Source organism: Bacteroides sp. D55t1_190419_B8 (assembly GCF_015558905.1).
GTDB classification, from domain to species: domain Bacteria; phylum Bacteroidota; class Bacteroidia; order Bacteroidales; family Bacteroidaceae; genus Bacteroides; species Bacteroides vicugnae.
Window position 1 is genome coordinate 220062 of sequence record NZ_JADMOU010000007.1, and the last position, 9957, is coordinate 230018.

A 9957-nucleotide genomic window follows, 5' to 3' on the forward strand; every position below is an offset into this window, starting at 1 on the left:
TATTTTTGCAACTTGTAAATAAACACAATCTTTCAAATGAGAATAAAGTTTTTATCATTCATTGCGAGTTTTTTCATGGTGTCATTTGTTATAACGTCATGTCTTGATGACGATAATAACATCGAATATAGCCCGGATGCAACTATCCATGCGTTTGAACTTGACACAGCAGGCCTTGGGAGTTATAAATTCACTATTGATCAATTATCACGTGAAATTTATAACGAAGACTCTCTTCCTGTTCATGCCGACACCATCATTGACAAGATTTTAATCAAAACATTAACTACGGCATCTGGTGTCGTAACAATGAAAGACAAAAGCGGTAACGATTCTGTCATAAACATCAATGATTCTATTGATCTCCGAGAACCACTTATTATAAAGGTATGGTCGACAGAAGCTTTAGCAGGAGTATCTCCTAATCAGACTAAGGAATATACTATTAAGGTAAATGTACATCGGCATGATCCTGATTCGTTGAGATGGAAGTATATGGATAAAATTAATAACCAAATCCAAATTACAGGAGAACAAAAATCCATTATTTTTGGTAATGAAGTCTTTACATACTCTATAGATAAAGATAATAAAGAATTATATAGGCATAAGAATTCTTTAACTAACTTCGGTAACTGGGACAAAGCACAAACTGTGGGATTACCGGAAGGCAAACTTCCGACTTCTATCGTCACATTCCAATTCAACAGAAGCCTACCTATGTTATATGCTACATCCGCAGGTGATGGTTATGTATATGAATCTGCTGATGGTATAAATTGGAGTAAATCAAGTATGTTTGGTGAAGGAGTGGAGTTACTTCTAGCCACATTGACCAATAACGATATCAGCAGAATTTGTTATACAAAGAAAGGAGCCGATAACCAACGCTATTTCTATTATCAAACAAATGATATGCCACAAGAGACTTTGGATGAAGCAGAAAATGGAGGAAAAGTACCTGCTAATTTCCCAACTAAAAATATATCCTACACAGTATATAAGTCTGCGACAAATATCAAATCTGTCCTTTTGGTGGGAGATACAGAGACGGTGACTTTGGCTGATGACAGCGAATTAGAAACGACCATTGTATGGGCGTATGACGGAAGTAAATGGGTTGAGTTCTCAACAACTTCCTCCGTTGCATACTGTCCTAAATATACTCAACCATCTATCATATATTACAATGACTTAGTATATATATTTGGCCAAAATTTCAGTTCTATTTATGTTTCCAATCAAGGATTATTCTGGAGAAAAGCTAACCCCAAGTTTGCATTCCCTCATAGAGATTGGAGCAAAGGAGGAACTCCAAACCCTAGCGTAGATCCTGAATTCAGAGGTAGAACGAATTACTCAATGGTACTAGACCCTGCGACTCAAAATCTATGGATTATATTTAGTCAAGGAAGTGCCAGCTTCAAAGAAGAGGTAGAAAAAGAAGAAAGCACTAAGTCGACTACAACTGAAACACGTACTTATAATCATGATTTAGAGGTATGGCGTGGCCGTCTTAATCAGCTATGGTTTGATTTGGCAAAAGCTGGCAAATAAAAACGTATACGTTTAAAATAAAAAGATGTCCTATATAGAACAAATAGACAAAACTCGGATACCACAACACGTGGCCATCATTATGGATGGGAACGGACGATGGGCAAAACAACGAGGGGAAGAACGTACTTATGGTCACCGTGCTGGCGCAGAAACGGTACAGAATATTACCGAAGATGCCGCCCGTTTGGGAATCAAGTACCTGACACTGTACACCTTCTCAACCGAGAACTGGAATCGGCCGCAAGACGAAATTGCGGCTCTGATGAATCTATTACTAGAATCTATTGAAGAAGAGACATTGATGAAAAACAATATCCGCTTCAATGTAATCGGTGATTTCAAAAAGTTACCTGTTGAAGTTCAGAAAAGTTTGGCATCATGCATAGAACGCACATCCCAAAATAGTGGCATGTGTATGGTATTAGCTCTTAGTTATTCATCCCGTTGGGAAATAACCGAAGCTGTACGACAAATAGCAACACTGATAAAAACTGGAGAAATATCTCCCGAACAAATAACTGATGAATGCATCGCATCTCATCTGGAAACTAAGTTTATGCCCGACCCGGATCTACTGATCCGCACGGGAGGAGAAATCCGGCTAAGCAATTACCTCTTATGGCAATGCGCTTATTCGGAGCTTTATTTTTGTGATACTTTTTGGCCTGACTTCGACAAAGAAGAATTCTACAAAGCCATTTGGGAATATCAACAAAGGGAACGCCGATTCGGCAAAACCAGTGAACAGATCAGCTAATATAACTCGAAACATCAAATTATAACATAAATGCATTATCGTATTTCCTTTATATTCATAACGTTTGTCTGCCTGTGCTGCTTTGCGACAACAGGCATTGCGCAAAATGCTAACACTGACGAAGACTCGAAACCTGTCATCTTATACTCTGGAACACCCAAAAAGTATGAGATAGCAGATATTAAAGTCGAAGGCGTAAAGAATTATGAAGACTATGTATTGATTGGACTATCCGGACTATCGGTAGGACAAACAATTACTGTGCCGGGTGACGAAATTACTGGAGCAATCAAACGTTATTGGCGCCATGGTTTGTTCTCAAATGTACAAATCACAGCCGAGAAAATTGAAGGCGACAAAATCTGGTTAAAAATCAGTCTGACACAACGCCCGCGTATCGCAGATGTGCGCTATCACGGTGTGAAGAAGTCGGAACGCACCGATCTTGAGGCCAAGTTAGGGATGGTAAAAGGTATGCAAATCACTCCGAATACCGTAGACCGTGCCAAGACATTGATCAAACGCTATTTCGACGATAAAGGATTCAAAAATGCAGAAGTTATTATCTCGCAGAAAGACGATCCATCCAGCGAAAATCAGGTGATCGTTGACATTGATATCGACAAGAAAGAAAAAATCAAAGTACACGAAATCCAAATCGTTGGTAATCATGCAATCAAGGCTTCCAAGCTGAAGAAAGTAATGAAGAAAACCAATGAGAAAGGTAAACTTCGCAATTTGTTCCGCACCAAAAAATTCGTGCCGGAAAACTTCGAAGCAGATAAGCAGCTGATTATCGACAAGTATAATGAGTTGGGATACCGTGATGCAATGATTGTAAAAGACAGCGTTTCACAGTATGACGAAAAGACTGTAAACGTTTATTTGAATATAGACGAAGGACAGAAATATTATCTACGTAATGTTACATGGGTGGGTAACACTCTTTATCCGTCAGAACAGTTGAACTTCTTGCTTCGCATGAAGAAAGGTGACGTATACAACCAGAAGTTATTGAACGAACGTGTTTCTACAGATGATGACGCTATCGGTAACTTATATTACAACAACGGCTACCTGTTCTATAACCTCGACCCGGTAGAAGTAAATATTGTCGGCGACTCTATCGACCTCGAAATGAGAATCTATGAAGGCCGTCAGGCTACTATCAATAAGATCAAGATCAGTGGTAATGACCGTTTGTATGAAAACGTTGTTCGCCGGGAACTTCGTATTCGTCCGGGACAATTGTTCAGCAAAGAAGACTTGATGCGTTCCTTGCGTGAAATCCAGCAGATGGGACACTTTGACCCGGAAAAGCTGCAACCGGATATTCAACCGGATCCGATGAACGGAACTGTTGACATAGGCTTGCCTTTGACTTCCAAAGCCAACGACCAAGTGGAATTCTCTGCTGGTTGGGGACAGACAGGTATTATCGGTAAGTTGAGCTTGAAGTTCACCAACTTCTCCGTAGCCAACTTGTTGCACCCGGGTGAAAACTACCGTGGTATCCTTCCACAAGGTGACGGTCAGACATTGACTATCAGCGGACAGACGAATGCTAAATACTACCAGTCATACAGTATTTCATTCTTCGATCCATGGTTTGGCGGTAAACGTCCGAACTCATTCTCCGTATCGGCATTCTTCTCTGTACAAACAGATATCAGCAGCCGTTACTATAACTCCAGCTACTTCAACAACTACTACAACAGTATGTATAGCGGCTACGGTGGTTATGGTATGTATAACTATGGTAACTATAACAACTACGAAAACTATTATGACCCGGATAAATCTATCAAGATGTGGGGACTTTCCGTAGGTTGGGGTAAACGTCTGAAATGGCCGGATGACTACTTCACTCTTTCCGCTGAATTAGCTTACCAACGCTATAACTTGAGCGACTGGCAGTATTTCCCGGTAACCAACGGTAAATGTAATGACCTTAGCATTTCATTGACTTTGGCTCGTAACTCTATTGACAACCCAATCTTCCCTCGTTCGGGTTCAGATTTCTCACTGTCAGTTCAGTTCACACCGCCTTACTCGTTGATGGACGGTAAAGACTATAAGGGATATTACAGCAACCCTGAAACAGGTAGCATCACCCAGGACAACATGAATAAACTTCATAAATGGATAGAATACCACAAATGGAAATTCAAAGGCAAAACATATACTCCGCTGATGGATCCGGTTGCTCATCCAAAATGTCTGGTATTAATGACACGTACGGAATTCGGTCTGTTGGGTCACTATAACCAATACAAGAAATCTCCGTTCGGTACATTCGATGTAGGTGGTGACGGTATGACCGGTTATTCAACTTATGCAACTGAAAGTATCGCTTTGCGTGGTTACGAAAACAGCTCATTAACACCATACGGTTCTGAAGGTTATGCCTATGCACGTCTCGGCATCGAATTAAGATATCCGTTGATGCTGGAAACAAGTACTAACATTTATGTGTTAGGTTTCCTTGAAGCAGGTAACGCATGGCATGATATCAAAAAATTCAATCCATTCGAGTTGAAACGTTCTGCCGGTGTCGGTGTTCGTATCTTCCTTCCGATGATTGGTATGATGGGTATTGACTGGGGTTACGGTTTCGACAAAGTATTTGGTTCTAAACAATATGGAGGAAGCCAGTTCCACTTTATCTTAGGACAAGAATTCTAATGTATCATCAAAAACTAAACGTTATGAGAAAGTCTGTTCTATTAATTATGATGCTATTTACTGTCAGCATGGCAGCAAATGCACAGAAATTTGCACTGATCGATACGGAATATATTATGAAGAATATTCCGGCAGCTCAAAGCGCTAATGAGCAAATGCAAGAAGCTACGAAAAAATACCAGAGTGAAGTAGAAGCTCTGGCTAAAGAAGCACAGAAGATGTTCCAGGATTACCAGGCAAAATCTTCCACTCTTTCTGCCACACAAAAAACAAAGACAGAAGATGCAATCGTAGCAAAGGAAAAAGAAGCAGCCGAACTGAAGCGTAGTTACTTCGGTCCGGAAGGCGAATTAGCCAAGATGAGAGACAAGTTGATTACTCCGATCCAAGACGATATCTATGAAGCTGTAAAAGCTATATCACAGCAACATGGATATGATTTGGTAATCGACAGAGCCTCTGCTACAGGTATAATATTTGCAAATCCACGCATAGATATTAGTGATGAAATCCTAAGAAAATTAGGATATTCAAATTAATTTCATACATTTGCAGCTGGAAATAACTAAAAATCATTCAAATAAATTATAGAACTATGCTAAAAAAAATTGCACTTGTAATGTTGCTTGCACTCCCAATGGGTGTATTTGCACAGAACCTGAAATTCGGCCACATTAATGCACAGGAAATCATCACTGTGATGCCGGAATTCACCAAAGCCCAAAATGATATTCAGACTTTAGAAAAACAACTTACTGCCGAACTACAGAGAACGCAGGAAGAATTCAACAAGAAATATCAGGAATTCCAACAAGCTATCGCTAAGGATTCTCTTCCTCCCAACATCGCTGAAAGAAGACAAAAAGAGTTGCAGGATATGATGCAGAGACAAGAGCAATTCCAACAGGATGCTCAACAACAAATGCAGAAAGCCCAAAATGATGCAATGGCTCCTATCTACCAGAAGTTGGACAATGCCATCAAAGCAGTAGGTGCTGCTGAAGGCGTGATCTATATCTTCGACCTGGCAAGAACTTCGATTCCTTACGTGAACGAATCACAGAGCATCAACTTGACTAACAAGGTAAAAGCAAATCTTGGTATCAAATAAGATCTGACCAAGAATAAAGAAATACCAAAAGGGAAAGAGAAAGAAGGATCATCTTCTTTCTCTTTCCCTTTTTTTGGTGTACATTTGCATATATAAATCAGGTTTGTCATGAAGCAACATCTATCCCATACGCCCGGCCCAATCGGAGTATTCGACTCCGGCTACGGAGGTCTGACCATCTTAGACAAGATTAGAGAAGTATTACCGGAATATGATTATATCTATTTGGGAGATAATGCACGTGCCCCCTACGGAACGCGCTCTTTCGAAGTCGTATACGAATTCACCCGACAAGCCGTCAACAAGCTGTTTGATATGGGATGCCATCTGGTTATATTAGCTTGCAATACAGCTTCCGCCAAAGCTTTGCGTAGCATTCAGATGAATGATTTACCCCAAATCGATCCTGCCCGCCGTGTGCTCGGAGTCATCCGTCCCACTGTAGAATGTATTGGAGAGATTAGCAAGAATCAGCATATCGGTGTACTGGCAACAGCAGGCACCATCAAATCCGAATCGTATCCATTAGAAATACATAAACTGTTTCCTGAAATTCAGGTAAGTGGAACGGCATGTCCGATGTGGGTATCCTTAGTTGAGAATAACGAATCACAAGACGAAGGAGCCGACTATTTTATCCGGAAGTACATCGACCAATTACTGTCAAAGGATCCTCAAATAGATACTGTCATCCTCGGATGTACCCATTTCCCCATACTCCTACCTAAAATCCGGCAATACATTCCGGATCATATCAGTATAATTGCACAAGGAGAGTATGTTGCAGAAAGCCTGAAAGACTATCTGAAGAGACATCCCGAAATGGATGCCAAATGTACCAAGAATGGCAACTGCCAGTTTTACACAACCGAAGCGGAAGAAAAGTTTTCAGAATCGGCCTCTACTTTCCTGAAACAGCAGATTAGCGTAAAACATATCACACTCGAATAATTTTTAAGAAAATAAATAACTATTTCTCTCTCTTTTTTGTTATATTTGTAGATAACAACCCCTAATAAGTAAGATCATGAAAGAAGAAGATTACAGCAAGGCAATAGAAGTATTCTCCGGATCCCCTTGGGAAGCCGAGATCATTAAAGGGTTATTAGAAAGCAACAACATCCGTTGTGTGATTAAAGATGGAATTATGGGGACATTAGCACCCTATATCGCTCCTTCCGTATCCGTCCTCGTGACAGAGGAAGAATACGAAGCAGCCACCGAGCTAATCAGAAGCCGGGACGAGAAAGGTAGCGATTGATACGGTCCAGTCCTTCTTTGATATTCTCCAATGAGTTTGCATAGGAGAAGCGTACATATCCTTCACCTCCCGTTCCAAAGTCTACCCCGGGAGTAATGCCGACATGCGCATGCTCGAGTACATCGAATGCAAAGCGATAAGAGTCGGTTGTAAATTTACGTGCGTTGGCAAAAATGTAAAATGCTCCTTGAGGTTCTACTTTAATCTCAAACCCCATTTCCCGAAGACGAGCAATCATGTACCGGCGACGCTCATCATAAATCTGCTTCATCCGTTCCACATCCGAATCAGCCTGCCGTAATGCAGCAATCCCAGCCTGTTGAGCAACGCTGGACGCACAAATAAATAGATTCTGCTGCAACTTCTGCAAAGAACGCATACAAGATTTAGGTGCGATCAAATAACCCAGCCGAAGACCCGTCATTGCAAAACGTTTAGAAAATCCGTTCAGGACAAAAGCCTGATCGGTATATTCAAGAATGCTGTGCGCACGTCCTTCATAGACAAGTCCGTGATAAATCTCATCTGAAATAACAGGAACTCCCAGTGCTGCCACTTCTCTCAAGAATTTTTCATCCAGCAACATTCCGGTCGGATTCATCGGAGAATTGATAAAGATAGCCGCTGTATGTGGATTCACACATTTGCGAATAGCTTCTATGTCGTATTGCAGATATTCTTTAGACAAAGGAACCAAAACGGGTTTAGCCTGGGTAGCCAACACAAAATTACGGTAACAAGCATATCCCGGATTGGAAAGAATCACTTCGCTATCCGTATTGCAGAGCAACATTAATGCAAGAAGAATGGATGGAGAAGAACCGGAAGTCACTACAATACAATCCGGATCTACCGTCACTCCATATTCCCGTAGATAAAAAGCAGCAATTTCCCGCCGCAGTTCCGGGTCCCCCAAAGAATGCGTATAGTGAGTAAGATGACGATCATAAGCCGCTTTTGCTGCTTCCGACACACAAGACGGCACATCAAAATCGGGTTCACCAACTTCCAAATGAATAATATCAACACCTTGTTTCTGTAATTCGTTTGCCCTCTCCAACACATCCATTACAATGAAGGAGGTCATCTGTTCTACTTGTGGATTTGTATGTTTCATTGTTAATCTTTTCTCTATCTGGCTGCAAAGATAATTCTTTTTAGCCTGTTTTGGTAACATATCGGCAAAAAGCTCTATATTTGCGCTTTCAAATCGTTAGTAAGGATGAAACAGGAATTTACACGAATCGCAGTAAAAGTAGGAAGCAATGTATTGACACGCCGCGACGGAACGCTGGACGTTACCCGTATGTCGGCACTTGTTGACCAGATAGCGGAATTACATAAGTCCGGGGTGGAAATCATTTTGATTTCTTCGGGAGCTGTTGCTTCCGGACGCAGTGAAGTGCATCCGCAGAAAAAACTCGATAGTGTAGATCAGCGCCAGTTATTTTCTGCTGTGGGTCAGGCCAAACTAATCAACCGTTACTACGAACTTTTCCGTGAGCACAATATCCCTGTCGGCCAGGTACTGACAACGAAGGAAAGTTTTGGAACTCGCCGCCATTATCTGAATCAGAAAAATTGCATGACGGTAATGCTTGAAAATAATGTCATTCCTATTGTCAACGAAAACGATACGATTTCCGTCAGTGAGCTGATGTTCACCGATAATGATGAGTTGTCCGGACTCATCGCTTCGATGATGGATACGCAGGCACTCATTATCCTAAGTAATATTGACGGGATTTACAATGGTTCTCCTTCCGTTCCTAACTCTTCTGTTATCCGGAAGATCGGTCACGGCAAAGACTTATCCAACTATATTCAGACAACTAAGTCCAGTTTCGGACGGGGGGGGATGTTGACGAAAACCAATATTGCCCGTAAAGTTGCCGATGAAGGAATTACAGTGATTATTGCCAACGGGAAGCGGGATAATATTCTCGTAGATTTGCTACAGCATCCTGAAGAAACTCTTTGTACACGTTTTATACCATCAGACGAACCGGTATCCAGTGTCAAAAAATGGATTGCCCATAGCGAAGGCTTTGCCAAAGGGGAAATTCACATCAATGCATGCGCTACAGAAGTTCTAAACTCTGAAAAAGCTGTCAGCATCCTCCCAATCGGAATCACTCATATTGAAGGTGAATTTGAGAAAGATGACATTGTGCGTATCATGGATTTTCAAGGAAACCAGATCGGTGTTGGAAAAGTGAACTGTGATTCGAAACAGGCACAAGAAGCGATTGGCAAGCATGGAAAGAAACCAGTAGTACATTATGACTATCTATACATTGAATAATTAATAATAAGAATTTCTGTTTTATCCGATTTTAGAATAAAATTAGCTTGTTTCTGTACGGATTTGAACTAATTCATTGTATAGGGGTTTAAACTAAACATTACATAATAAAAAAACTATCTATCATGCTATCATTTATTTTAGTAATATTCTAATTATCAAAAGAATAAGTATGATAGATAGCTCTAAAAAAATGTATCCATCATACTTTTACCAGTAAAAACGGGTTATCTATCATCTACAAAATAGCCGTATAAATATTCTATAATAAGCATAAG

At 40.7% G+C, this 9957-nt stretch carries 9 protein-coding genes; 8 read left to right on the forward strand and 1 reads right to left on the reverse strand.

All coding sequences use genetic code 11. The features are described from left to right. Window positions 1-36 precede the first annotated feature (36 nt). The 7 genes from I2I13_RS09390 to I2I13_RS09420 all read left to right on the forward strand — a co-directional run bounded on the left by I2I13_RS09390 (window position 37) and on the right by I2I13_RS09420 (window position 7374). Entirely contained in the window at window positions 37-1557 is a 1521-nt protein-coding gene (locus I2I13_RS09390) for a DUF6242 domain-containing protein (RefSeq protein ID WP_195649310.1), read from the forward strand. A 25-nt stretch (window positions 1558-1582) separates the two neighbouring features. Further along, window positions 1583-2317: an isoprenyl transferase gene (locus I2I13_RS09395; RefSeq protein ID WP_195649311.1), complete on the forward strand. Its 735-nt coding sequence runs from the start codon at window positions 1583-1585 to the stop codon at window positions 2315-2317. 30 nt (window positions 2318-2347) lie between these two features. Beyond that, window positions 2348-5002, forward strand: a complete 2655-nt coding sequence (gene bamA / locus I2I13_RS09400; RefSeq protein ID WP_074556722.1) for an outer membrane protein assembly factor BamA — start codon at window positions 2348-2350, stop codon at window positions 5000-5002. 23 nt (window positions 5003-5025) lie between these two features. Further along, window positions 5026-5541 carry an OmpH family outer membrane protein gene (locus I2I13_RS09405; protein WP_074637331.1) on the forward strand — a complete coding sequence of 172 codons (516 nt, stop codon included), beginning with the start codon at window positions 5026-5028 and terminating at the stop codon, window positions 5539-5541. Window positions 5542-5597: 56 nt separating this feature from the next. Beyond that, entirely contained in the window at window positions 5598-6113 is a 516-nt protein-coding gene (locus tag I2I13_RS09410) for an OmpH family outer membrane protein (RefSeq protein ID WP_117935535.1), read from the forward strand. Window positions 6114-6221: 108 nt separating this feature from the next. Next, on the forward strand, window positions 6222-7064 hold the full coding sequence (gene murI / locus I2I13_RS09415) for a glutamate racemase (RefSeq protein ID WP_148363961.1): 843 nt from the start codon (window positions 6222-6224) through the stop codon (window positions 7062-7064). A 76-nt stretch (window positions 7065-7140) separates the two neighbouring features. Beyond that, complete coding sequence (locus I2I13_RS09420; protein WP_004299777.1) at window positions 7141-7374, forward strand: DUF2007-related protein; 234 nt, start codon at window positions 7141-7143, stop codon at window positions 7372-7374. Here the strand turns inward: I2I13_RS09420 and I2I13_RS09425 are convergent. After that, window positions 7343-8491, reverse strand: coding sequence for a pyridoxal phosphate-dependent aminotransferase (locus tag I2I13_RS09425; RefSeq protein ID WP_148363962.1), 1149 nt, complete (start codon window positions 8489-8491; stop codon window positions 7343-7345). The two genes, I2I13_RS09420 and I2I13_RS09425, sit on opposite strands and share 32 nt — an antisense overlap. Window positions 8492-8596: 105 nt before the next feature. Between I2I13_RS09425 and proB the strand changes: the two genes are divergently transcribed. Continuing rightward, on the forward strand, window positions 8597-9679 hold the full coding sequence (proB, locus tag I2I13_RS09430; protein WP_195649312.1) for a glutamate 5-kinase: 1083 nt from the start codon (window positions 8597-8599) through the stop codon (window positions 9677-9679). Window positions 9680-9957 lie beyond the last annotated feature (278 nt).

What these genes read in the sequence shown, in the direction of transcription:
- I2I13_RS09390 (WP_195649310.1), top strand. Translation starts at nt 37, where the DNA reads ATGAGAATAAAGTTTTTATCATTCATTGCGAGTTTTTTCATGGTGTCA.
- I2I13_RS09395 (WP_195649311.1), top strand. Translation starts at nt 1,583, where the DNA reads ATGTCCTATATAGAACAAATAGACAAAACTCGGATACCACAACACGTG.
- bamA (WP_074556722.1), top strand. Translation starts at nt 2,348, where the DNA reads ATGCATTATCGTATTTCCTTTATATTCATAACGTTTGTCTGCCTGTGC.
- I2I13_RS09405 (WP_074637331.1), top strand. Translation starts at nt 5,026, where the DNA reads ATGAGAAAGTCTGTTCTATTAATTATGATGCTATTTACTGTCAGCATG.
- I2I13_RS09410 (WP_117935535.1), top strand. Translation starts at nt 5,598, where the DNA reads ATGCTAAAAAAAATTGCACTTGTAATGTTGCTTGCACTCCCAATGGGT.
- murI (WP_148363961.1), top strand. Translation starts at nt 6,222, where the DNA reads ATGAAGCAACATCTATCCCATACGCCCGGCCCAATCGGAGTATTCGAC.
- I2I13_RS09420 (WP_004299777.1), top strand. Translation starts at nt 7,141, where the DNA reads ATGAAAGAAGAAGATTACAGCAAGGCAATAGAAGTATTCTCCGGATCC.
- I2I13_RS09425 (WP_148363962.1), bottom strand. Translation starts at nt 8,491, where the DNA reads ATGAAACATACAAATCCACAAGTAGAACAGATGACCTCCTTCATTGTA.
- proB (WP_195649312.1), top strand. Translation starts at nt 8,597, where the DNA reads ATGAAACAGGAATTTACACGAATCGCAGTAAAAGTAGGAAGCAATGTA.